Source organism: Patescibacteria group bacterium (assembly GCA_040387855.1).
Classification (GTDB): domain Bacteria; phylum Patescibacteriota; class Minisyncoccia; order Phycocordibacterales; family JAKAEA01; genus JAZKCY01.
Window position 1 is genome coordinate 960,308 of record JAZKCY010000001.1, and the last position, 21,242, is coordinate 981,549.

The 21,242-nt window shown below is 38.0% G+C and carries 25 protein-coding genes and 1 tRNA gene; 3 read left to right on the forward strand and 23 right to left on the reverse strand.

Going from position 1 to position 21,242, the window contains the following annotated elements:
• The 14 genes from V4519_05255 to V4519_05320 all read right to left on the reverse strand — a co-directional run bounded on the left by V4519_05255 (position 1) and on the right by V4519_05320 (position 9,803).
• A complete protein-coding gene (locus tag V4519_05255) occupies positions 1 to 573 on the reverse strand; it encodes a Maf family protein (protein MES2437387.1) in 573 nt (190 codons plus the stop codon).
• Positions 570 to 1,004, reverse strand: a complete 435-nt coding sequence (locus V4519_05260; protein MES2437388.1) for a pyridoxamine 5'-phosphate oxidase family protein — start codon at positions 1,002 to 1,004, stop codon at positions 570 to 572. Before V4519_05260 ends, V4519_05255 begins: the two co-directional genes overlap by 4 nt.
• Before the next feature lie 103 nt (positions 1,005 to 1,107).
• Positions 1,108 to 2,280: a hypothetical protein gene (locus V4519_05265; protein MES2437389.1), complete on the reverse strand. Its 1,173-nt coding sequence runs from the start codon at positions 2,278 to 2,280 to the stop codon at positions 1,108 to 1,110.
• Positions 2,281 to 2,483: 203 nt separating this feature from the next.
• Positions 2,484 to 3,329, reverse strand: coding sequence for a peptidoglycan-binding protein (locus tag V4519_05270; GenBank protein ID MES2437390.1), 846 nt, complete (start codon positions 3,327 to 3,329; stop codon positions 2,484 to 2,486).
• Between the two features lie 471 nt (positions 3,330 to 3,800).
• On the reverse strand, positions 3,801 to 4,445 hold the full coding sequence (locus tag V4519_05275; protein MES2437391.1) for an HD domain-containing protein: 645 nt from the start codon (positions 4,443 to 4,445) through the stop codon (positions 3,801 to 3,803).
• A 5-nt stretch (positions 4,446 to 4,450) separates the two neighbouring features.
• Positions 4,451 to 5,101 carry a hypothetical protein gene (locus V4519_05280; GenBank protein ID MES2437392.1) on the reverse strand — a complete coding sequence of 217 codons (651 nt, stop codon included), beginning with the start codon at positions 5,099 to 5,101 and terminating at the stop codon, positions 4,451 to 4,453.
• 3 nt (positions 5,102 to 5,104) lie between these two features.
• The gene (gene def / locus V4519_05285; protein MES2437393.1) at positions 5,105 to 5,635 is read right to left on the reverse strand and encodes a peptide deformylase; all 531 of its coding nucleotides are present in this window, start codon (positions 5,633 to 5,635) and stop codon (positions 5,105 to 5,107) included.
• Between the two features lie 95 nt (positions 5,636 to 5,730).
• Positions 5,731 to 6,000: a hypothetical protein gene (locus V4519_05290; protein MES2437394.1), complete on the reverse strand. Its 270-nt coding sequence runs from the start codon at positions 5,998 to 6,000 to the stop codon at positions 5,731 to 5,733.
• Positions 6,001 to 6,114: 114 nt separating this feature from the next.
• The gene (locus V4519_05295; protein MES2437395.1) at positions 6,115 to 6,621 is read right to left on the reverse strand and encodes a GNAT family N-acetyltransferase; all 507 of its coding nucleotides are present in this window, start codon (positions 6,619 to 6,621) and stop codon (positions 6,115 to 6,117) included.
• 5 nt (positions 6,622 to 6,626) lie between these two features.
• Positions 6,627 to 6,896: a hypothetical protein gene (locus V4519_05300; GenBank protein MES2437396.1), complete on the reverse strand. Its 270-nt coding sequence runs from the start codon at positions 6,894 to 6,896 to the stop codon at positions 6,627 to 6,629.
• Between the two features lie 68 nt (positions 6,897 to 6,964).
• Complete coding sequence (locus V4519_05305; protein MES2437397.1) at positions 6,965 to 7,561, reverse strand: hypothetical protein; 597 nt, start codon at positions 7,559 to 7,561, stop codon at positions 6,965 to 6,967.
• A gap of 38 nt (positions 7,562 to 7,599) precedes the next feature.
• A complete protein-coding gene (locus V4519_05310; GenBank protein ID MES2437398.1) occupies positions 7,600 to 8,649 on the reverse strand; it encodes a serine hydrolase domain-containing protein in 1,050 nt (349 codons plus the stop codon).
• A gap of 10 nt (positions 8,650 to 8,659) precedes the next feature.
• Positions 8,660 to 9,079 carry a hypothetical protein gene (locus tag V4519_05315; protein MES2437399.1) on the reverse strand — a complete coding sequence of 140 codons (420 nt, stop codon included), beginning with the start codon at positions 9,077 to 9,079 and terminating at the stop codon, positions 8,660 to 8,662.
• Positions 9,080 to 9,089: 10 nt separating this feature from the next.
• Positions 9,090 to 9,803 (reverse strand): hypothetical protein, encoded by a 714-nt coding sequence (locus V4519_05320; protein MES2437400.1) that lies wholly within the window; start codon positions 9,801 to 9,803, stop codon positions 9,090 to 9,092.
• 76 nt (positions 9,804 to 9,879) lie between these two features.
• Between V4519_05320 and V4519_05325 the strand changes: the two genes are divergently transcribed.
• Both V4519_05325 and V4519_05330 read left to right on the forward strand, forming a co-directional pair.
• The gene (locus V4519_05325; GenBank protein ID MES2437401.1) at positions 9,880 to 10,227 is read left to right on the forward strand and encodes a phage holin family protein; all 348 of its coding nucleotides are present in this window, start codon (positions 9,880 to 9,882) and stop codon (positions 10,225 to 10,227) included.
• 237 nt (positions 10,228 to 10,464) lie between these two features.
• A complete protein-coding gene (locus V4519_05330) occupies positions 10,465 to 11,559 on the forward strand; it encodes a hypothetical protein (protein ID MES2437402.1) in 1,095 nt (364 codons plus the stop codon).
• A 43-nt stretch (positions 11,560 to 11,602) separates the two neighbouring features.
• Here V4519_05330 and V4519_05335 read toward each other — a convergent pair whose 3' ends face one another.
• Positions 11,603 to 12,205, reverse strand: coding sequence for an alpha/beta hydrolase (locus tag V4519_05335; GenBank protein MES2437403.1), 603 nt, complete (start codon positions 12,203 to 12,205; stop codon positions 11,603 to 11,605).
• 123 nt (positions 12,206 to 12,328) lie between these two features.
• Here V4519_05335 and V4519_05340 point away from each other — a divergent pair, with 123 nt between their 5' ends.
• Positions 12,329 to 13,192 (forward strand): calcium-binding protein, encoded by an 864-nt coding sequence (locus V4519_05340; protein ID MES2437404.1) that lies wholly within the window; start codon positions 12,329 to 12,331, stop codon positions 13,190 to 13,192.
• A 57-nt stretch (positions 13,193 to 13,249) separates the two neighbouring features.
• On the opposite strand, the gene V4519_05345 is transcribed toward V4519_05340, so the two are convergent.
• From V4519_05345 to V4519_05380, 8 genes are all read right to left on the reverse strand, one after another.
• Positions 13,250 to 13,606 (reverse strand): hypothetical protein, encoded by a 357-nt coding sequence (locus V4519_05345; GenBank protein ID MES2437405.1) that lies wholly within the window; start codon positions 13,604 to 13,606, stop codon positions 13,250 to 13,252.
• Positions 13,607 to 13,615: 9 nt separating this feature from the next.
• The gene (locus tag V4519_05350; protein MES2437406.1) at positions 13,616 to 14,536 is read right to left on the reverse strand and encodes an META domain-containing protein; all 921 of its coding nucleotides are present in this window, start codon (positions 14,534 to 14,536) and stop codon (positions 13,616 to 13,618) included.
• Positions 14,537 to 14,561: 25 nt separating this feature from the next.
• Entirely contained in the window at positions 14,562 to 15,194 is a 633-nt protein-coding gene (locus V4519_05355) for an FkbM family methyltransferase (protein ID MES2437407.1), read from the reverse strand.
• Between the two features lie 162 nt (positions 15,195 to 15,356).
• A complete protein-coding gene (locus tag V4519_05360) occupies positions 15,357 to 16,019 on the reverse strand; it encodes a hypothetical protein (GenBank protein ID MES2437408.1) in 663 nt (220 codons plus the stop codon).
• Positions 16,020 to 16,307: 288 nt separating this feature from the next.
• The gene (locus tag V4519_05365; GenBank protein ID MES2437409.1) at positions 16,308 to 17,051 is read right to left on the reverse strand and encodes a hypothetical protein; all 744 of its coding nucleotides are present in this window, start codon (positions 17,049 to 17,051) and stop codon (positions 16,308 to 16,310) included.
• 688 nt (positions 17,052 to 17,739) lie between these two features.
• Positions 17,740 to 18,573 carry a Ser-Thr-rich GPI-anchored membrane family protein gene (locus tag V4519_05370; GenBank protein MES2437410.1) on the reverse strand — a complete coding sequence of 278 codons (834 nt, stop codon included), beginning with the start codon at positions 18,571 to 18,573 and terminating at the stop codon, positions 17,740 to 17,742.
• 128 nt (positions 18,574 to 18,701) lie between these two features.
• Complete coding sequence (locus V4519_05375) at positions 18,702 to 20,981, reverse strand: hypothetical protein (GenBank protein MES2437411.1); 2,280 nt, start codon at positions 20,979 to 20,981, stop codon at positions 18,702 to 18,704.
• Positions 20,982 to 21,067: 86 nt separating this feature from the next.
• A tRNA-His gene (locus V4519_05380) sits at positions 21,068 to 21,139 on the reverse strand.
• Positions 21,140 to 21,242 lie beyond the last annotated feature (103 nt).

A 21,242-nucleotide genomic window follows, 5' to 3' on the forward strand; every position in this document is an offset into this window, starting at 1 on the left:
TTAGCTTTGAACTTCTTTAAGTAATTTTTTAATGATATGTAATGGCATTCCCATCATACTATCAATACTGCCTATTTGTTCTTTTATATATGGTTTTAAAATTGGAAGCTGCACACTAAAGCCTCCCGCTTTACTAAATGGGTCCCCTGTTGCGATAAACTCATCTACAACATGAAGGGGTATCGGACTAAACAAAATCTTAGTTATCTCACGTTCCTCTACTTTTTTTCCTGTATGAGTATTTACTACAACTATTCCGCATGAAATTTCTGCGGGGTATCCTTCTCCATATTTTTTAAGCCATGCATGTACTTGCTCAGGTGATTCAGGCTTTTCATATAATTCACCATCGCAGATAACCACTACATCCCCTGTTATAACAAGTGCTGGTTCTGTAACGTTAGGAATAATAGCTTCCGACTTAGCTCGAGCTAATATTAGGGGTAATTCATAATAATCAGTAGATCGAATTGCCATCTCATCTACATCAGGACTCATAACATCAAATGTATATCCCGCACTCTCAAGTACAGCTTTCCGGTATTTTGATGATGATCCTAAAATGATTTTCATAGAGTTATTTCGTGAGTAACATCTGGCTGGACACTCATATCAAGAATTCTAATCCATGTAGGCTTTACAAGAAAATACCGTTGATCTTCTCGTTTCATGAATTTCTCTGACCGAGGATTCTTTGCAATCATTATCTGTGCATAAGCATCTTTCTGTTCTAGTGGGACTTCCTGAGCTATTCCTTCATATTGCACAGTACCAATAGTGGGATCCCAACCAATAACAAATGAAACATGAGGATTCTTTTGAAGATTTTGATATTTTCTACTGAGATTTGAAGTACCAAAAATTAACTCTAAATTTTCTCGCTCAGCAAAAGCAATACAAGCACTTTCTGGTTTGTTATTAGCTTGATCTACCGTAGCAATAACAGTTAGCTTTTGCTTAGAAATGAAATCGGAGATTTTACTTTTTATTTCTACATCATTCATATTGCTATAACACTAGCACATTAGATTTTCAAGGCAAATTGCCAACCAAACAAAAACCCCAAACCATAGCGGCTGGGGTTTTGTCATTCAAATTACTTTGAATTTAGATAGTTGCAGGTGTTGTTGTTGCTGATCCATTAGCAACTGAACTTACACACTGTCCCTGATTCTTGAATGTAGGATTTGTGAATGTCTTCCATCCATCATTCTTACACTGATCCTTATTTGTAGGACCTGTTGGTGCTGGTGGCGTTACTGTATTGTTTACGGTAAAGCTCCATGCATCAGACCACGCACTTGAGTTTGGAACTGTTGCACTATCTACTGCACGTACATGCCAGTAGTATGTTCCCTCTGGTGTTCCTGGTGTCGCAATTTCAGAAGCTGCGAGTGGACCTGATACATATACCGGTGCGGTAAATGATCCATCAGGATTTGTGGTACTTGCATATGATGATTCATAGAAGTATGTAACTGGTGATGATGAAGCATCGGTTACATCTGTCCAATCTACTTTAAGCAATGATGCTGTTGTAGTTGTTGCACCGTTGAGTGGTGAAACATGCATTGGAACTGCTGGTGCAGTTGTGTCTACATCTTCAATCACTACATTAACTTCAAAGTTGTAGGTAGTATCGTTGAATACAACTCCGTCTGTATACACATTGTATCCAGGATTGTATGTACCAACATTTACTCCGAACCCAAGTACTACAGCATCAGGACAAGCTGTCTTCAAAGCTTCTAGAGTGTAGAAAGGTGGACCTCCTGCTCCATTTGTTGTTGAACATGTTCCTTCAGTAAATGTTTTACTTGACCAGAATTGTCCAGCATCAACATCCCACTGCTGCCATGTTCCTGGCACTACGGTTCCGTTCCAATATGGTTCGTAGACCAAGTTTGCAAATCCACCTTCAGCTGCACCGTTAAGATCTACTGCAAGTTGATATGAAGGTGCTGCCACTGCTGGGCCTGCAACCTGCTTTGTGTAGTAGCTAAGATCAGTTACTGATGCGAGAGTTCCAGTTGCCGCGTGAAGATACTGTGCTTTTGCAGCATTTGTATCATCAGTAGTTAACTGAAGTGCTCCATCCGGAAATGGAGATGTTGGATCAACAACAAAGTTTACTGTCCCTCCTGGACGAGTATCTGCTGTTGCCCAACCTTGTGTGTTAGATGGAGTAACAACAGTTGTCATTGCGGCTTGAGACACTGAAGCAAATGCAACAGCAACCAATAACGTCGCTACACCACCTAAGGCTAATTTTTTTACCATTATGTGTAATAAGACTTATGAATAAAACTGCACTGCCTCAATATGACAATGCATATATAGTATAACGCTTTGCATCAATAATTCTTATATGAAAAAGTATTAAAGGATATATAAAAAGTATAAGCAAACGCTATACTAAGATTTGGAATATAAAAACTCTGTACATGTTGTGTACAGAGTTTTTAAAAACCAAATAGTTCCTATTACTGTGAGCGAGTCATAAATGACTGCTGACTTGTAGATGTTGAAACATTTGAACTATTTGTTGCTGAGATAGTGTAGTAGTATGTTGTTGAAGCAGTAAGGTTTGGAATTACAACACTGTGATTCATACCATTTAAAGTTGTACTCATGATAGAGCTACTTGATGCTGTTACGGGAGAAGTAGTTGAATACCATACTTTTCCTGTAGTGCTTACATTTGTATTCCATGTAATTAATGCTGTTGTTGTGGCGGTACTTGTTGCAACAACATTTGAAATTATTGGAGCGACTATTGCAGGAGGAGTTGTTGTTCCAGTAGTAGTACCTGTTCCCATCCCCAACTTTGCAGCAATTCCTGGTGGAAGCTTTTGGCACGTTGGTGCAACTGGGAGCTGACCTAATTTCTTAAGCTGACCAGGAGCAATCAAATGTCCTGGTGGAATTTTTGCACATGCTACAGTCAATCCATTCTGTGTTTGAAGTGTTATATCAAGTGAACCTAAATTATTCTTTAAAGCTGCAAGGGTTGCAGGACCCACTCGGCCTACAGCAGGCAATCCCATTTTCTTTTGTAACTTTGCTACTGCCTTTGTGGTAAGTGGACCATAGTATCCAGTAATTTGTCCTCCTGGATAAATGTCAGGCTGAGTTGCGAGATATGCCTGAAGCATTTTCACATCTTCACCAGTCATTCCCTGCTGAAGCTGTCGCAAGTTTTGAAGCTGAGTTATATATGCGTTTACAGCTGGGGATGTTGTTGCGGTAGTTGTACTTGTTTGAGCGAATGCAGGAGTTGCAGCCAATGCGCAGGCAACAATGAGCATGCTAATACCAATTTTCTTCATAACAAAAATTATTAACTAATACAGATATATATACGTACAGAAAGTCAGAACATTTCATGTACATACTTAGTATATCATTGTCTATTTTTATCCAATAAAAAAACCCCGAAGGGGCTATTCGTACACATACATTTTCTGGCGTGGAATATGGGCACAGGTTCCAGTCACCGTAGGCTTCCCTTCGCAGCGAGGGCAATACGGCAACGCAACAGAGTACACATTTCCTGGCCCTTTGCATTCGTCGGAACTCCGGTCGTGCAGTGAAATTGCGCAGCTATCAAACGCAATTTCAGCACCACAGGTAGAACAGACAAATTTGCCATCAACACCAGTAGGTCTGTAACGACTTTCTACGTGAGCTGCGATGATCCTTTCAACTTCTTCAACCGAACGTTGACGAGGTGGAGGAGCATTCATGGATAAAACCCCTTTCCAAATGCAGATTACCGCACCCACAAACAAAGTCAATTATTATAGTGTATGTTTTTTCAAACTATTCATTAATTCTTTAATAGATTGGTCAGTAATATCTTCTGGCTTAATTTTTGAATCAGCAAAAAGTGCTTTCTCAATATTTCTAAGGGACTGCGCAAGTGATTCATGTTCGCCGGTATTTACAGTATGCAATCTTCCCTCATATCTTTTTCTCGCATCAGCCAAACGTTGTTCGATTGAAAGCACACCGTGAGGTCCCACTCGCATATCTGCATAGCTGCAAATTTTAAATTCTGGATGCTCATCTTTTTCATTTATAGTAAGTTTTGAAAAACCAATTCGGTTCAGATATTCAAAAGCATTATCTGGCACTCCCAATTCTTTAGCAATAATTATAGTTGCCTCATGTTCTTTTGGCCCATACTTTAAAATGTATTCATCTTTGACCCCTTGCCAGTATTCTATTCCCTCAGGTTCGAGAAATTCTGGAAACCGTGGGAGGTCAGATTTAATAATATTCCCCATGTCATGGAAGAGACATGCGAGAACTACGTTATCTGAATCAACATTATATGGAAGACTTTCACATACGATTTTTGCTACAGACGCAACGCGCAATTGGTGCAGTTGAAGCCCGGGCATGATTTTATAGTCTTTATAAATTTGTTCGATTGTTTGCATGATAGCTATCGTGATTTTTTAATACTCTCATATGCATCTTCCCATGTTGGGCAGCATACAACATTAATATCTGTGCGATTACATGAGTTTAAATTATAAAGATAGATAGTACCTTTATAGTCTGGAGTCATATCACGCTCAAGCTTTTGATTATCATCTATTATTCCTTGCACCTGAGGATACAAATAATGAAGCACTCCTGCTTTCCACTTGTTTGCATCTCTTATATGGAATTCTGGAGGGCGCAGTATGACAGGAGCTTCTGGGAAGTTGTGTTTAGTGAGCCAGCGCTTTGTCGATTCTCGAACCGATTCTGGACGAGCTGTAATATATGCAACTATAGGAACAATAGTATTAATCCTCTGAACAACTGAGTGTGCATTTTCTATTATCGGTAATGATTCGTTAATTTCATCAGACCCCATTGTTCTGTTCATCCAATCAAGATGTTCTTGTTCCAACCAATATGGAACATCATTCGGATATCTATATTTCTGTACCATTTCTTCAGCAGTAAGTCCTTCTCTACTTCCAAAGCTTTTATGCATATCTGCAATCCAGATCTTTGAGGTATGAGAGAGCGTCTCGTCTATATCCAAAGCAAGGCCAGTAATCCCAAGTGCTCCCAGTGATGCTTTTAACTCTTCAGGTTTCATATTTTATTTTTTAAACTTTGCTCTATATTCGTTTCTGCTCATAAAACTTTCTGTATCTGTTATTCGATCGAGAAATACTTTACCCTCAATATGATCTTGTTCATGCTGAATCACTCGAGCTAGTAATCCCTGTGCAGTAAATTCAAATGGCTCGCCCTTCTCATTGTAAGCTTTAATAACAATAGATTCAGATCGGGGCACTTTGCCAAACAATTCTGAGCTTGCAACACTTCCACAACCTTCATATCCTAGTGCTACTTTTTTAGAATAATATGTAATCTCAGGATTAATGAATACTCTGATAGGATCCAAATCTTTTGGCTTACGATTTTTTGTTTGTCGAATTTCGGTAACAAAAACTCGTAAGCTTTTACCAATTTGAGGAGCAGCCATTCCCACCAATGCATGATAGTGCATTGAATCAACGAGGTCTTTAATAATCTTCTTAGTTTCCTTTGAGGTTATATTTTTAACTGACTTAGCCTTTGAGCGAATAATCGGATTTCCAACTTGTGTAGCATGTTTAACAATCATATTTGAACAGTAACAAAATGAATGGCATCTATCAAACAAATACAATAAAAGCTCTATGTTTTTCATAAAGCTTTCATTGATTCTCTCCCCTACACTTATGAGATCGGCATTATTTGCACTACATTAAACTTAACTCTATTGCCTATTTCCTCTTGCTTTGTTTGGTGTGATACATGAATAAGACTATCTCTATTTTCCAGTACAACATTAAACTCCACACAGCCCTTCCCTTTATCTTCAAAAAATGTCGAGTTCTTGAGTGCGAAAGATGGTTTAGAGGTATCTCCTTTCATTTCACTATTTGCTTCTTTTACTCCACTAGCAATCCCAACTAAAACACTTTTCACAAAATCATTTAATACCATATACCTTTATTGTTATTGAGTAATAAATTAATGGTAGTAAGAATGGGAAAGACTCACAACGCAAAAGCTGTTACTAAACTCACATAAATAGAGGTACAACGTGGGGAAAACCTGTTACTTATCTTCTAAGTATATAAACTTCATTTCCTTGCCTGCTTTTTGTTCTATCTTTGAACTAATTTCAACAAACCCCAATTTCTTCCAAAATTCTAATGCCTGAGTATTATTTTCAAATACTGATATCTGAATAGACTCAAAATCCCCACGGCTTTTTAATTCTGCTTTAAGGCCTGTATATATTTTTCTTCCCAAACCTTTATTTCTATATTCTGGGTCAAGTAGTAATAATCCGATAAACCAAATATTTGCTTTTGGATAATCTTTAATCACATCAATAACACCTATAAACGCTTCCCCCTCGCGAATAGCTAAAACATATTTATCTTCCATTTGTTTGCCATCAGGCAATGAAAGCAACATATCTCCAGCATCACTTTCCCTTAGCGGCCGTCCTTCGACAAGTTCGATATAGTCTTTTGATTTCTCTGCGAGATTTTGAAGACTCCCGATGTCTTGTAATAAAATTGGATCTATTGAAATAGTATCGATAGTGAATTTCATATTATTTATCTTAGATTTTTAATCCACCACTTCTTTATGTATGGCAAAGATAATGTAGAAAGTATATAACCAATAGTTGGTATAAGCGCATTTAGAAATACATTCCCGGCTCCAATCACATACATTACAGCAGCAGCCACAAAATACGTAACCACAGCAATACTCATTCTTCGCACAAAGCTTGTTTCCCAGGCTTTATCAGCATCCACCCGTAAGTTTCGCATCTGTAAAATCTGGATTTCTTTCTGAAGTTTGTGGAAGTATTTTTCTTTCATACGGTAACACTACCACAATAAAAAATGCCGGACTAGCCGGCATTTTTTATGTTGAAATATGCTCTGTTTTATACCATTCGCTTGAAGTATCTAAACCCAACGACAATAAGAACAATCGGTACAAGATAGGCAAACGAAACTCCCCAGAGAAGTTGTGGGTCAAAGAATGAAATCCCTGACTCCATATATTGAGCTCCTATATATACAATCGATCCGATTTGAGAAATTGTATAAAGATACAATCCCACTCGTTTCATAAACCAAATTCCCACAACTCCAATAAATGCTGCAAGCATCATTATCGTTACTACATTTAGTGTAAGATACTGAGCAAAAGAAACTCCTCCCATTCCTGAATACATTACATATAAAATCACTTGCTGAAGTATGAGTAACAACCAGGTAATAAAATAGTATCCACAAATAGCTGTAATAAGTGTCGGTCGATCTGCAGTAAAAAACTTTCTTATTGCTGTTACTGGCATACCATATGCATCGGTTCTTTTTGACACCTCTGGTTCTTTATTTGTTTCAACAGCTGTATATGCTTCTGATATGAGTTCTTGATTTGATCCCCCTTTTGAAAGGGTTTCAAAAATCTCTTCCTTCGATTTACCCTGTGCCTTTGCGTTCTTGATAAAATTGTAGAGTCCTAGGTCAACCATAAAGTTTTGTTATTTTGTAATTGTAGAGTCATTATACATTATTTAGAAATAATTATTTCTCCTATCGCAGCTCTAAATGCATTTATAACAGACGCATCTTTTGGTCGTGTTGGATAAATGCGATTTGTTAATACAACATACGCAATTCCCTTTTCAACATCGCATACACAAAGCGTTCCGGTAAAACCCGTTTTCCCAAACGTATGAGGCCCACAATTTTTTCCCATAAATCGAGGCTGATTGAGCTCCCATCCAAGTCCAGTAGAATCTCCCAAAGTTTCAATCTGATTAGTACCCATTTCACCAATCATCTTTTCTGAAAAATAGGTGGTACCCTTAAAAGTCCCTTTGTGTAGAAGCATTTCTAAAAAAGTGAGGGTATCTCCAGCTGTAGAAAACAATCCCGCATGCCCCACGACTTTGTTTCCTTTAGTTTTAAATATGTATGCGCTTTCATCGTGTACCACCCCCTGCACAATTCCCCGGTTATCGATCTCAGTTGGCACGATTTCTTCTTTACTAAGAAGTTCTGGATGAAAGGTAGTTCGCGTCATTCCCAATGGTTTATAGAAATATTCTTGGGCAAGCACATCTAATGTACTGCCGTATATTTTTTCAACGACCAAACCTAAAAGATATGCAGGAATATTTGTATACTTGAATACTTTTCCTGGAGGACTGTTGAAGTCATGCTTCATAATATATGCATGCAATTCTTCTGGTGGTATGTCCCCTAAAGATGCCAAACCATATCCATCTATTGTATAGGTAAGCAAATGCCTAATGAGCACTGTATCTTTATCAGAATTAGAAAACTCTGGAATGTAATCAACTAATTTATCTTCAACACTTAGTTTCCCTTCATCAATAAGTTTTAGAGCTAAGCATCCAGTTGCAAGAGATTTTGTAAGTGATGCTACATCAAAGATAGAATCTGATTTTACTTCTTGAGCTCCCGCATCATAGGTAAAATTCCCAAACGGAAGAATATTCCGTTCGCCATTTGTTTTTACATAGCCTATTACTCCTCCAGGAAAAATCTTAGCGTCTATAGCTTCTTGAGCTTTTTGTAAAATCTGTTCGTCCATAAAATCCATTCTATACTTTCAACTTCTTCGCAAAATACTCTTCCATCATTTTCACGCTTCTTTTATCTTTCTTTCGTGGCAAATTTTTTGCAAAAGCTAATAAATCTTCCAATCGTAAAAACGGCACGCCATCATGCATCTCTGCCCTATCAATGAGATCCTGAGTCTTTGGTCGATACTTCCATGTCCAATGAATGTTGGTGAATGCCTCATTTTCACCATTAACGATTGCTTTGCACCACAACGTTCTCCAGAAAAACCATTTACGCTTCCATCCCTGCTTTTTTAATTCTTTATACAAATCTTGTGTTACCAAAACATCAACATCTTTTGCTTTTCGAATGCCATGCACTTCCATTACCCCGCTGCCAAAGACACAGTATTTTCCTAAGGGTAAGTTGAGAGCTTTTGCTCGAGAGATGATGTCCATATATTTTTAATTAAGCATAATTCGCAAGTATATCTTTCATTTCATCCCATGCCTTACGTAAAGAATAGGTTATGAGAGAAGATGGAGGGATATGACTAAACGCAAGATCAACTTCAACCATTCTTCTAACCTGATCAAAACTAATAGATCCCTTTTTAATTACGGCAACAATAATATCTGCATGAATACTGAGAATCATCAGATCTTCATCCATGTATTTTCTTTCTTCATCTTCTTCATTAAACAGAGAAACTTTCTTATCATACAAAGCTTCTAGTTTAGCAACTACTTTTGGGTCATCTATATTTGCTGAGAGCTCGCCAATGGGATCAAATGAATATTCTTCTTGAAGTTTTTGGGCGTAATGCTGTTCAAGAGACTCCTCTCGTTTTATCTCAACTTTTTCTTTTTTTATTGCTCCTGCTAGTTTGGGATATTCGTTAATCGCAAGTTGATTAACCTTCTCACGAAGACCACAGCTTCCAGTTACCCCTATAACACTATACATAAAACCACCTGGGTTATCTTCAGCCATTTTCCTAATCAGATCAATATACTTAATCAGCTTGTCTGCAGAATAAAAAGATGTACTTCCTTGGACACCTTCTATTTGTCGGAGTACCTCATACAGCTCATCAAAATTAGTAGCAGCAGCGATTTTTTCAGTCGCTATTTCGATACTATTATCATTACCTTCATCAAACCCCGGAAACTTGTCTGGCATTGAATTGTTGTGTTATTTTTGTGATAAGTATACTCTCTTCATTTACACAAGTATATATATTACATACAATTCATGTATGAATATATTTTTACAATGGCTAGTATCTGCTTTAGCCGTACTTATTACAGCTTACCTATTACCGGGGGTTACTCTCTCAGGATTTGGTGCAGCACTTATTGTCGCAGTAATATTAGGAGTCTTAAATATTTTTATTCGGCCAATTCTACTCATTCTTACTCTCCCAATTAATATACTCACGTTGGGATTATTTACCTTTGTCGTAAACGCACTCATCATTATGCTTGCATCAGGAGTTTCTCCTGGCTTTTATGTTGTGAACTTTTGGTGGGCACTTATCTTTAGTGTTGTCCTTTCACTCGTAAACTCATTGTTTGATCGAATGGTTGCAAAAGATCCAAACTAGATGACCTCGCTCGTCAAAATCCACCCTTTTACATAGCGATCTATTACCGCGTATACTTTTTATGGCTCAAAATATTGGTTATGCGACCATATATCTGTACTCCTGTAAAAAACTGTTGTAATTACGAAGCAGTATTCCATACGGCTGAGATACCTGTTAATTACTCATATTGATCAACCCGCTGTGCTTGCTATAGTGCCAAAGTCGGTTTATTAGGGATTAAGTAGGTGTATATAAATGAGTAAGCTGTTAGTTCGCAAGATCATCATGGTGACACTGGTGATGGTTCTCGCAGGAGTAAGTACTGGGGCACTTCAGGTTTTTGCCCAGATACGAGATTATAGATACGATTACGAAAAAACTAAAACAAGTCCTGAATATATTACTAGCATAAATAATTATTGGAAAAAATATTGGCAGAATTATTATAAAATAGCCGAAGCATCATCAACTCCAACTGTCGCAACAACTACTCAGCCAGTAGCAACAACTACCCCACCACAAATACCAACTACAATGACTGGCACACAAGATACTTTTGGTATCAAAAAATTGTACACGACAATTTCTGGTGGAAAAGAATGGGCATCATCTTGGAATAATGGTGTCGCTCGAAACTTTACAGGGGTAGATCCAAAAGATCCATGGTTTGATGCCGATCATGGTAATGCTTCATACAAAGTTGATGGTCAGGGACAATTAAAAATTACTGGCTCTGTACCCCGCATGTATATTCACGATCCAGCTCTACAAAACAGTTGGAGAAATGTTGAGATGACCGTGTATGCTATGCGTAAGGCAGATAGCAGTACTCCATGGGGAGGTATTGTAGGTATTGCCCGTACCAATCACGGCACAACTGGAAATGAAAACGAAAACGCATGTGATACCAGAGGGATGGGAGCTCGCATGAGATACGATGGACGAATTGATTTTGAGAAAGAAACAAAACATCCAACATCTGTTGCAGTACAAAATAAACCAATATGGTCTGGAGGTCTTCCCTACAACACCTGGATTGGATACAAATATATTGTGTACGATCTTCCCGATGGTAACGTCAAAGCAGAATTGTGGCTTGATGAAACCGATGGTCTCAACGGAGGTACGTGGAGGAAGGTAAATGAAATTATCGACACTGGTAAAAACTTTGGAGTTGGTGGCGCACCCTGTGCTTCAGGAATTGATCCAGCACTACGTTTGACGAGTGGTAATTCACGGGCTGGTTCTGAATCAGGTAAACCAAACATAAGTGTGTACTTTAGAAGTGACAATGTCGGTACTGATGGTTTGATCTATAAAAAAATGAGTGTTCGAGAGATTACTCAGTAATAATTAAAACTAAATAAAAAGCTGACTCATCCGAGTCAGCTTTTTATTTGTTTAAAGATTTAATGTCTGCAATAATTTCTGGAAATGTTTGTAGATTAAAATGTTTTCTATCCTCAAAAAAACGAGCATGCGCATGTGGCAAAGCCTGATAATATTTTTCACCATTTGAAAATGGCACAACTACGTCATCTTTACTCTGATAAATAAAAATCTCGCCTCCCTGCTTCGCTAGGTTATCAAGGCTGTTTGAGAAAATAAAATCAACAAGTGGATGTTCATCTTTTGTATTAAACGGTGCAGCTACTAGAAAAGTTCCAGCAATCTTTTTAGAAAAAGTGTTCTCAGACAAATATTTTGCAAGAAAGATTCCTCCTAATGAGTGTCCAATAAGTATAACTTCATCATCTAACAATGGAATGATTCTCTCAAACCAAATCTTCCACTCTGAATATCGAGCATTTTGTGAATTTGGCATTTGAGGGGTTAGAACATCATATTCATTACCCAACACTTCTCCCAAAGTTCTTTTCCAATCTTTTGCTCTTAATTTTTCAAGGGAAATATCTTTAGTACGTAAATATGACAGATACTCTTCATATTTTTCAAAAGCATTCCCGCCATGTAGTACAAGCATTTGCTTTGTCATAGAGTAAGCCTACCATATATTTTATACACTTGTTATTTAATTAAAATCATGTGAATGTAGAGTCTGCTGCGGACCGTACGTTATACGGTTTGCTGTTCAGTGAGGTACGTAAGAGGAAGTGCTATGCGTAAGACTGGAAAGTTTGCTTCGACGATGATCGAAGGGCTCGAGAGGCGTCGGCTGTTCGCGGTGTCGATGACGCTCGAACCCACCGGCGTGCTCAACGTCGTCGGGGATGACGGGCCCAACACCGTGACCATCACCGCGGATGCACGGGAGACGCGCGTGAGCGTGCTCGGCGTCAGCAAGGTAAAGGTCTTCAAGGGCACGCCGCAGATCGAAGTCAGCATGAAGGGCGGAGACGACATCGTTACCGCCAGGCATGTCGGGCGTGCTGCCCTGGATGCAGCCGCCAAGCACGTGTTGACCAGGATCTTCGGCGGCGACGGCAACGATAGGATCTCTGCCACGACCGATGGTGGCATCCTGATCGTGGTCGGTGACGGCGGAGCCGACATCGTCGACTTCGACAACGGCAATTCACCAATCCCAAACGGCCACATGATGCTGGGTGGCCCGGGCAACGACAAGTTGACCAACTACGGGAAGGTCTACCTCCAAAGCCAGGGCGGTGACGGTGACGACGAGATCTTCGGCGAAGACGGCAACGATGAGATCTACGGTGGCCCGGGCAACGACATCCTCCGGGGTGGCGCGGGCAACGACACGCTGAGCGGCGAAGATGGGAACGATTCCCTCTTCGGAGGCGTCGGCAACGACGTGCTCTGCATCACCAACGGAGTCGACGAGATCTTCGGCGAAGACGGCGACGACTTCGTCTACCAGATCCCGGTGACCGTGAGCAACTGGAGTCTGATCGACGGTGGTAACGGGTTCGACACCTTCTACTACCACCCCGATACCGACCCCAGCACGCTCGGCCACACGTTCAGCAGCATCGAGATCTCGCTCCCCAATCCGTACTAGGAACAAGGAGCATCGTTCTTTCCAGACGGCACTGAAAGGTGTTGTCTTTTTTTATACTTAAGCTTCAGCCTTCTGATATTTGGTTACAATCCCAACGGACACATCAACACTTATCCAAATCTCACTATCAGTCATCCTATTTTCAGGAGTAAATGTCAGGTGATATACATTTTCGGTATCAGGTGACTTTATTATATGAATTAATTTATATGATACACCACGAATCTCACCATCTTTAAAATGCTTAGTAAGTTCAGCCCATGCAATATCATACGCTTTCTGCTCTTGGATATTTAAAGTCATAGTTGGTTTTGTTGGTTTCTCAGCTTGTAGCTTTAATTCTTTATTCCTGATTATTAAGAACATTGCAAGACCAACAACAATCACAATTAAAACTATATACATTATTTTCATATATGAGATCTACTTAAAAATCGCAGAACCACTATCCCGCTCAAGATCTAGAACAAGCTCACCTTTGCTTGTAAATAGATATCCCGCTGCTCGATCAAGTACTTTGTGAAAATCGGTTTCTTGAGAACCCTCACAATACATTTTAGTTGAAATAATATCTGAAAAATCTATTGATCCATTTTTAGTAACTACCTTTCCAGCAAAACGATTACAATCGGTTGTTGCAGAGAATGTCTCATCCCCATTAAACTCAAGGGTAAATGCTAGGGTTTGCTTTGGCTTAATTACGGTGCCGTCACTATAGGTCACATTAATCCAAGTCCAAGATTTCATACCCAGATTCATAACCTTTGGATCTGCCTCCCCCTCAAAATCTTTTGCCACTTCTCCAAACTGCATTGAATTTACATCCAATAAAAGCTGAATTGATTTTCCTACTGATGGCTTCACACTAAAGTCTTCGCCAGGTCGTCGATCAGAATAATTAACTACAACTAGTTTCTTTTCGTTTATTTCTGTAGTTTGTGGAGCGATGCGATCACCTAATAATAATCCCTGAGAACCTTCATATCCATTCACTTTATTGAGTGCTGCTACAACATAATAAAATGTGCCGCTACCTCCAGTTTGTTGAGTGAGAATAAAAGCCACATCTTCTCGTCCGTCATTATCAAAATCGGCTTTCACTTCATTACCAAAATACTGAGTAACAATTTTTGATGATGAACCAGGAGCAGCCTCTACTTCAACCTTCCCATCTTTGAGCATTACAACTTTCCCATCAATAACGTAGGTAGCATCTTTATGTGATGCGACAGGAGCTGGAGCTTGATCCCCTTGCTTTTCATTATAGATATAGCTATTAAGCACATAAAATCCGGTAATACAAAGTATGAGAATACCAACTAGTATTATTAAAGTTTTTTTCATTATGTATGTAGTATACCTCAAGAGCCTACTTTCTAATTAATACTACAATGTAACGTTTATCAGCGATTCTATGGATTTTTCCTGTATGGTGCGGAAAAAGTTTTATAAACTCTTCAGTCTTTTGATCAGTAATATACTCATGATATTCTCCTATCAATATATTTACTCTACGTGTAGATGCCTTCTCAAACACTTTCCATTCAGCACCTTCTATATCAAACTTTACGAGATCTACTTCCTGCCAATTTAAAAAACTTAATAGTGAATCAAATGTATATGTTGTAACATTTCTTGTTTCAGATTTCTGCCGCGGAACAAAAAATGAAGAACTCATCCCTTGTTTAGACGCTATATAAAACTTCTCGTTCCCTTCTTGAGAACTTACAGCTCCTTCAATTATTTGAACATTTTGGGTATCCGCTAAATTCAAATGTAGGAGTTTAATATTATTTGGATCAGGCTCAACTGCAACTAATTGTAGTGATGGATTTCGAAGTTTAAAATACAGTGATGAAAAGCCTACATTCGCGCCCAGATCTATCATCGTCTTAGGAGTAAAATTATTGGGCAACTTATACTCTTCATCGAAAAAGACCTCTAACCATGTTGCAACATCAGAACCCGTTCGGAATATAACTGTATGCCTAGTACCAAACATCTTCATTCTAAATCTCAACTCTGATAACTTAGAGATTAACACTAACCCAAAAGCAGCTTTAATTTTGTTTGTAATTCCTGAACCAAATAATAAGCCTGCTATAAAGCGTTTTAAAAAATGTTTTATCCTCTTCATATAATGAGAAGTATACACTAATAGAACCTAAGGATTTATAGCAAACAATACCCGAGATTGATCATATGGGTCAATCGATACTCTTCTGACAGGAATACCCTCATCATCATTAATATCGAGAGTGAGTTTGCTATCTGATCCTAGTTCTGCAAGCGATGTGCAAAGGATTTTTGATGTTTGTCTCTCTTGACCAGAAATTTCTTTTGTTAATCCGCGGATTACTTCCCAGTAATCACTTGTCCAATAATATTCAGGTTTAGCTGTACCAAGTTCACTTGGTTGGGTTCGTCTATAATAAAAAACAGATTCCGGATCTATACCAGCTTCGCGTAGTGCTTCTAGATGAATTTCTTTCCCACCTTCTTTGGGACGAAGAACACCATTTGCCATTGGTAAAGACTCGTGAACAATTTCTTCTCCAAAAATAGAAATCTTATTTTTCCTAAGATCTGCAAACAAACATGTATTTCTAAAATACAAGCCAAGTAGTTGTGTATTCCCTTTAATATCATTAGGAATTGCTTCAATAAAATTTCGATCTGTGAAGACTTCGTAAATAAGCGGGTTAACTTGCTCTGGAGTTAATCCAGAATGGTAAATAATGTCAGCCATCGGCAATTCATTACTCTTCCTTTCTGGTTCATCTACTAATTCTGGATTTAGATCAAATATTTCTTTTCCTTCCGTCATATAATAAGTATACCTCACCTATTCATAAAACCTATTTGTATAAAACAAAACACAGCCATTTAGCTGTGCTTGTCTACCCGCAATGGGATTCGAACCTCTGGGTCGGCAGGTATACAAAGTTCGAAATAAAAACAACGCTCTATTAAGCGTTGTTTTTTGATTCGAGAAGTTCGAATCTCGTTGGGGTCGGCACGTGGACGGGGTTAGAACTACTTTTTGAGGAATTACATTATTCTACAATCTATATTCCTACGTTATCACACCTTTAGATTCACTATTGGATAACCACTATCTACTTAACATTGACTCAATTTTTCTTCTAGATTCTTCAATATCCTCCATAATTTCATTCTCTGGCCTGTCATTAGAATTAATTACATAATGCACATTAAGAAATTCCTTAATCATATTGCGTACGTCATCAAACTTAGTATTTAACCTTTTTTCAAAGCGCTTCATTTGACGTGTTAATTCCCATACAGCCTCATATATAGATGCTTTATCTTTATTGAAACTAATATCAGTATCCACCATGTAAATTTTTTCTTCCAACTCTCCTGTTTTTTTACCATAAACATACTGATGTAGTATTGCAATATCATCCAAAAAATAATCACCACTTTGGATTTTATCTGTATAATATTTAATCAAAGAAATATACATATTATGAACATCACCTTCTATTTTTTTAATTTCATCTGATTCAGATTTATCTACAATATGGTGTAGACTTTCGCCTTCTATTCTATCTGTAATAATATAAACAACTTTACGATCTTCTTTGTCTTTACCTATAACAAAATCGGCTTTTGTTGAAATATTGTAATTGGTATTTAATTCTTCAAAAAGTCTTTTTCCATTTTTTAACGCTTCTTCTGCAGGCATATGATATGTTTGCTCAACAACATCAAGTGGATATATTCTGATAATTTTATTAGGATGATTTTCCAACTGCAATAATTCCTCCAAATGTTGTGGGGTGTCGCCAAGACCACTTGGGATTAAACGTTCATTAAAAGGCATTTCTGACATATCGATAATTATACACCACCCTTTTTGTGAGTACACTGAGGAGCGCACAAAACATATACCTTTTGGCTTAAGGTTACACCTAAATTATGAACTCGACGAAATGGTTGGGTCGGCACGTGGACAGAGTTAGAACCTGTTATTAATAATCAAATAAAAATGCCACCCAATCTTTATTGTTGAGTGGCAACAGAGTCGCCATTGAGTTCGAAGGAAATACGGTGGGTGTCGATTCCGTCCGAGGGGTAATGATCCAGGATGAGCTCCCTCGCTCTATCACAGGCATCATCGTCAGGTGCAACGATCACAATACGACTGTTGTAGAGTGTAATCTGAATCCCCGCGTATACCCCTTTCATCACATAAATAACACAGCTCCGTGAGGGAGTAGGCTTAAATGTACTGCTTCCTTCAACCCCCAATCCTGGGAACGCTACACTGTGAGCACGTAGTCCCGTGTCCAGGACCACGATCTTTTGGTGTTCGATCGGAAGTAACGAAATGAATTCAGCAATCGGCATTATCAGTCCTTGTGTTCAGGATGTCTGAGCCCCTTCGTCAACTCATGCCATATTGCAATATATAATAAAAAAGTCAAATAAAAAGAACCCTCCATTAAGGATTCTTTTCTAATTCGAGAAGTTCGAATCTCGTTGGAGTCGGCACGTGGATAGGGTTAGAACCTATTTATTTATTTTACCTTAGGATACTCAGGTAAATTATTTAAGTTAAATGTCTTTTCAAACGATTCTGGCTTTGGAGTAGTAAGCATTAGAGTAACCTCACTATCATTCTTCCATGTGATGATCTCTACCCCACCACCATATTGAAATGTTAATGGAATAAATTTTGATGTAATAAAATCATATACCCAGCCAAAATCATGAACGCCATTTGATACAACAAATGCTGCCTTTGTTTTACTTGGAGAAAATATCACCTCCTTAAATAAAGCTGACTTTCCTCCCTCAAAAACTGTATCTTTCTGCACAAGCATAGCTGGTACATCAACAGATTTAATTATTTTGTTTTCATAAAAGATTTGTCCCTTACTCCAGTCTACCTTTGGAGTATAGGTGGTTTCGGATTTCAAATTAACTTGAACAATCGGAGAAAAATCTAGACCGTCTGTATCGGTATAAAGCAACCTAAAACCATAGCCGCTATTACCATATAGCTTAACTAACTCAGGAGTACTAGGAATTGTATATTCATAATGGCCGACTGAAGAATCAGTGATTGATGCTATTCTTATAATTTCATTACCTGTCTTTTCACTCTTATCATTTGTAAGAGCAATTACAAATTTACGGTTATTAACATTCCATTTAATATCTACCTTTTGACCTGAACTAAATGTGTCTCCTACCTTAGGGTTGGTAATACCTTCTAATTTATTTGATAGTATTGGTGTATCTACTGATGGAGATTTACTTTTTATATACAAATAGGCCCCTGCCCCAATGAGAATAAGGATAATTAAAACAATAATTATTGGAGCAAAACCTTTTTTATAATTTTTCATATTTACTATATTCTCTCATACAAAACAAAACACAGCTATGTAGCTGTGCTTGTCTACCCTTCTCGGGATTTGAACCTATGGGTCGGCACGTGGACGGGGTTAGAACCTCTTTATTAAATTAAAATAAATTAAAGCAGTGCCCTTTCTACATGAGTAATGGAATACCCTTTAAGTAGCTGAGCGTTTACTGATCTAATATTTATCGGCGTTAGGGAGCTAGTTACCTTATATCTATTTTGTCTGGTATTTGAGATATTTAATTTTTTAAAAATAAGATTTAAGGCGCCATAGTAATCATTATCTTTATGTGCGAATCCTTCCCATTCACCTGATGTTTCTGCAGGAATAGCATCATTCATTTCTTTAAATTCAGGATGCTGCAACATTTTTTCATAGGAATATCCGATTAACCGTCTTCCCAAAGAGTCAATTATTACTTGGGATTCAATATTTGCTCTACTTACAAAACGGCGAATATAATTTTCACTAAGTATTTTATGTTTTTTATGCAAAACTGCAGGAACAGCATAGTGATCACCATTTGGCCCAGTATAAAAATCAACCCATTCACCTGTATTTTCGACTCGAGGTGTAGCTCGTAATTCTTGGACACTCCTTAAACTATCTACAACTTCATACGGGTATGCAACTGCTTCTCTTCCGGATAAATCTTTAATTTTTTTTGTTTCTATAGAATCAAAACCCTCAAGATTTCTTAAATTATGATGAGAAATTCCTATCTTGCCTGCTATTGTTCTAATAGGTGCCCAATGAACTCCGTGATCATCCTCCATAAATCCTCTCCATTCAGACGATTCTGTGGTTTCTACTTGTGGGATACTGGTAAACAAAGGAATATTTGGATCAGCAGCAATTGTTTCATACGAATATGCAATAATGGAATCTCCCGTTTCTCTCACTACTTTTATTTTAGGGATATTTTTATTTTGAATAAAATGACGAGTAACGGCATCTTTCGATATTCCAATTTTTTTAGATATGGATGCTACTGATCCGTAATGTATTCCTTCTTTGATTGCAAAACCTTCCCATTCTCCTTCTTTTTCAATAGTAGGCACATCCTCTAATAAGTAATTTTGTAGGTATGTTGAATGTATAACATCCTCATATGGATACGCATCGCGGCGATTGTTATTAGGTGCAATCATTGGCTTGCTTTCAATCTGACTACTGTTAATAGCCTGTGCAATTACCCCAACGGTTACCCCCACTTGGCGTGCAATTACACTTACTGAGCCATAATATTTCCCATCAATTAAAGCAAATCCTTTCCACGGTCCTTCTTTTTCTCCTTTTGGTAGGTCGACATGCTCTTTAATCTTAGGTATTGATAGTACATCTTCGTAACTATAACCTTCAGTAAGTCCACTTTGGGTAATAAGAAATCGCGTTGGTGTTTGAGCCTCTTCAACAACAGATTTTAAATCTCTCACAGGATATCCGACCTTAAAGTATAACTGTCTTAAAGGTCCCCAATGTTTTCCAGTATCTGGATCAGTGTAAAACCCTCTCCATGGATCTAGTTCAGAATATGACACTCTCACCGCATTCTCATGAGCTCCGTTTTGTTCTAAATTCTCTGCTCTAGTTAATGGTTGAGTATTTTCAACCTCAAATGATTCTGTTAGTAATTCAATTATATGTGTTCGCCAAAGACTGGTCTGGATAAGTCTTCGTCCAATTAAAGGATGTTCCCTTATCAAGGAATTCTTTTCTTCCTTAGTCATTCTATCTATATCATGAATCGTCAGATTTTCATTCTCAATCTCTGAGATATCAAATATGTAGCTTGCATTGCCTTCTTCATCACATACATTCACACATCTATTTAAATCTGGAATAGCAATGGTTATATAACTTTGATTCCGCACCATATCGTGTGTAACATTCCCTTCTACCAATGAGATGGTACCTAAATCAACATTAAGATCATTCTCTAGAATATAGAGTAGCGTTTTAACACGCGGTAGTATTTTCCGTGGTTCATATTTGGTATCTCCAGGGATTATTGTATTCCCCGTTGTGTCAGGAGGTGTAATTACATCATCAACATGCGCTGTGTGTTTTTGAATGTAAAGTTCAATGTTTTGTAACTGTTCTGCCTTTTTCTGAGAAGCATCAAGAAGTTCGGGAACATTTGTAAGCTCATACTCAGCAAAAGCTTTATCTTCTAACTCTTTTTTCGTTAATGGAATCTCATTAAGAGTTTTTGAATATTCATGTACAACTTCTTCTGTAAAATTAATTAAGTCTTTTAATATGTCATCGGCAAACTCATTTATATTTTCAACATTTAACTGCCGACCAATAATACTGCTTAATCGCTCCTTATATATTTTCATCCTTTCCATACGATTGTCTATCGCAGGATCATATATTTCAGACATATATACAAGTATACCAGCTTTTTATAAACCCGTTGAGGAGAGCCGATTCTGAGACTTTTTTGACCTATACCAAAAGAAAATGGTTGGGTGCCCAATGGGATTTGAACCCATACTAAGAGTTCCACAAACTCTTGTGCTAACCGTTACACTATGGGCACCATATATAATAAAAACTCTCGAGAAACATTTTTGAGAGAATTTACTATTGTGCGCAGGAGAGGATTTGAACCTCCAAGCCCGTGAAGGCGCTACCACCTCAAG

What these genes read in the sequence shown, in the direction of transcription:
- V4519_05255 (MES2437387.1), bottom strand. Translation starts at nt 573, where the DNA reads ATGAAAATCATTTTAGGATCATCATCAAAATACCGGAAAGCTGTACTT.
- V4519_05260 (MES2437388.1), bottom strand. Translation starts at nt 1,004, where the DNA reads ATGAATGATGTAGAAATAAAAAGTAAAATCTCCGATTTCATTTCTAAG.
- V4519_05265 (MES2437389.1), bottom strand. Translation starts at nt 2,280, where the DNA reads ATGGTAAAAAAATTAGCCTTAGGTGGTGTAGCGACGTTATTGGTTGCT.
- V4519_05270 (MES2437390.1), bottom strand. Translation starts at nt 3,329, where the DNA reads ATGAAGAAAATTGGTATTAGCATGCTCATTGTTGCCTGCGCATTGGCT.
- V4519_05275 (MES2437391.1), bottom strand. Translation starts at nt 4,445, where the DNA reads ATGCAAACAATCGAACAAATTTATAAAGACTATAAAATCATGCCCGGG.
- V4519_05280 (MES2437392.1), bottom strand. Translation starts at nt 5,101, where the DNA reads ATGAAACCTGAAGAGTTAAAAGCATCACTGGGAGCACTTGGGATTACT.
- def (MES2437393.1), bottom strand. Translation starts at nt 5,635, where the DNA reads ATGATTGTTAAACATGCTACACAAGTTGGAAATCCGATTATTCGCTCA.
- V4519_05290 (MES2437394.1), bottom strand. Translation starts at nt 6,000, where the DNA reads ATGGTATTAAATGATTTTGTGAAAAGTGTTTTAGTTGGGATTGCTAGT.
- V4519_05295 (MES2437395.1), bottom strand. Translation starts at nt 6,621, where the DNA reads ATGAAATTCACTATCGATACTATTTCAATAGATCCAATTTTATTACAA.
- V4519_05300 (MES2437396.1), bottom strand. Translation starts at nt 6,896, where the DNA reads ATGAAAGAAAAATACTTCCACAAACTTCAGAAAGAAATCCAGATTTTA.
- V4519_05305 (MES2437397.1), bottom strand. Translation starts at nt 7,561, where the DNA reads ATGGTTGACCTAGGACTCTACAATTTTATCAAGAACGCAAAGGCACAG.
- V4519_05310 (MES2437398.1), bottom strand. Translation starts at nt 8,649, where the DNA reads ATGGACGAACAGATTTTACAAAAAGCTCAAGAAGCTATAGACGCTAAG.
- V4519_05315 (MES2437399.1), bottom strand. Translation starts at nt 9,079, where the DNA reads ATGGACATCATCTCTCGAGCAAAAGCTCTCAACTTACCCTTAGGAAAA.
- V4519_05320 (MES2437400.1), bottom strand. Translation starts at nt 9,803, where the DNA reads ATGCCAGACAAGTTTCCGGGGTTTGATGAAGGTAATGATAATAGTATC.
- V4519_05325 (MES2437401.1), top strand. Translation starts at nt 9,880, where the DNA reads ATGAATATATTTTTACAATGGCTAGTATCTGCTTTAGCCGTACTTATT.
- V4519_05330 (MES2437402.1), top strand. Translation starts at nt 10,465, where the DNA reads ATGAGTAAGCTGTTAGTTCGCAAGATCATCATGGTGACACTGGTGATG.
- V4519_05335 (MES2437403.1), bottom strand. Translation starts at nt 12,205, where the DNA reads ATGACAAAGCAAATGCTTGTACTACATGGCGGGAATGCTTTTGAAAAA.
- V4519_05340 (MES2437404.1), top strand. Translation starts at nt 12,329, where the DNA reads ATGCGTAAGACTGGAAAGTTTGCTTCGACGATGATCGAAGGGCTCGAG.
- V4519_05345 (MES2437405.1), bottom strand. Translation starts at nt 13,606, where the DNA reads ATGAAAATAATGTATATAGTTTTAATTGTGATTGTTGTTGGTCTTGCA.
- V4519_05350 (MES2437406.1), bottom strand. Translation starts at nt 14,536, where the DNA reads ATGAAAAAAACTTTAATAATACTAGTTGGTATTCTCATACTTTGTATT.
- V4519_05355 (MES2437407.1), bottom strand. Translation starts at nt 15,194, where the DNA reads ATGTTTGGTACTAGGCATACAGTTATATTCCGAACGGGTTCTGATGTT.
- V4519_05360 (MES2437408.1), bottom strand. Translation starts at nt 16,019, where the DNA reads ATGACGGAAGGAAAAGAAATATTTGATCTAAATCCAGAATTAGTAGAT.
- V4519_05365 (MES2437409.1), bottom strand. Translation starts at nt 17,051, where the DNA reads ATGTCAGAAATGCCTTTTAATGAACGTTTAATCCCAAGTGGTCTTGGC.
- V4519_05370 (MES2437410.1), bottom strand. Translation starts at nt 18,573, where the DNA reads ATGAAAAATTATAAAAAAGGTTTTGCTCCAATAATTATTGTTTTAATT.
- V4519_05375 (MES2437411.1), bottom strand. Translation starts at nt 20,981, where the DNA reads ATGTCTGAAATATATGATCCTGCGATAGACAATCGTATGGAAAGGATG.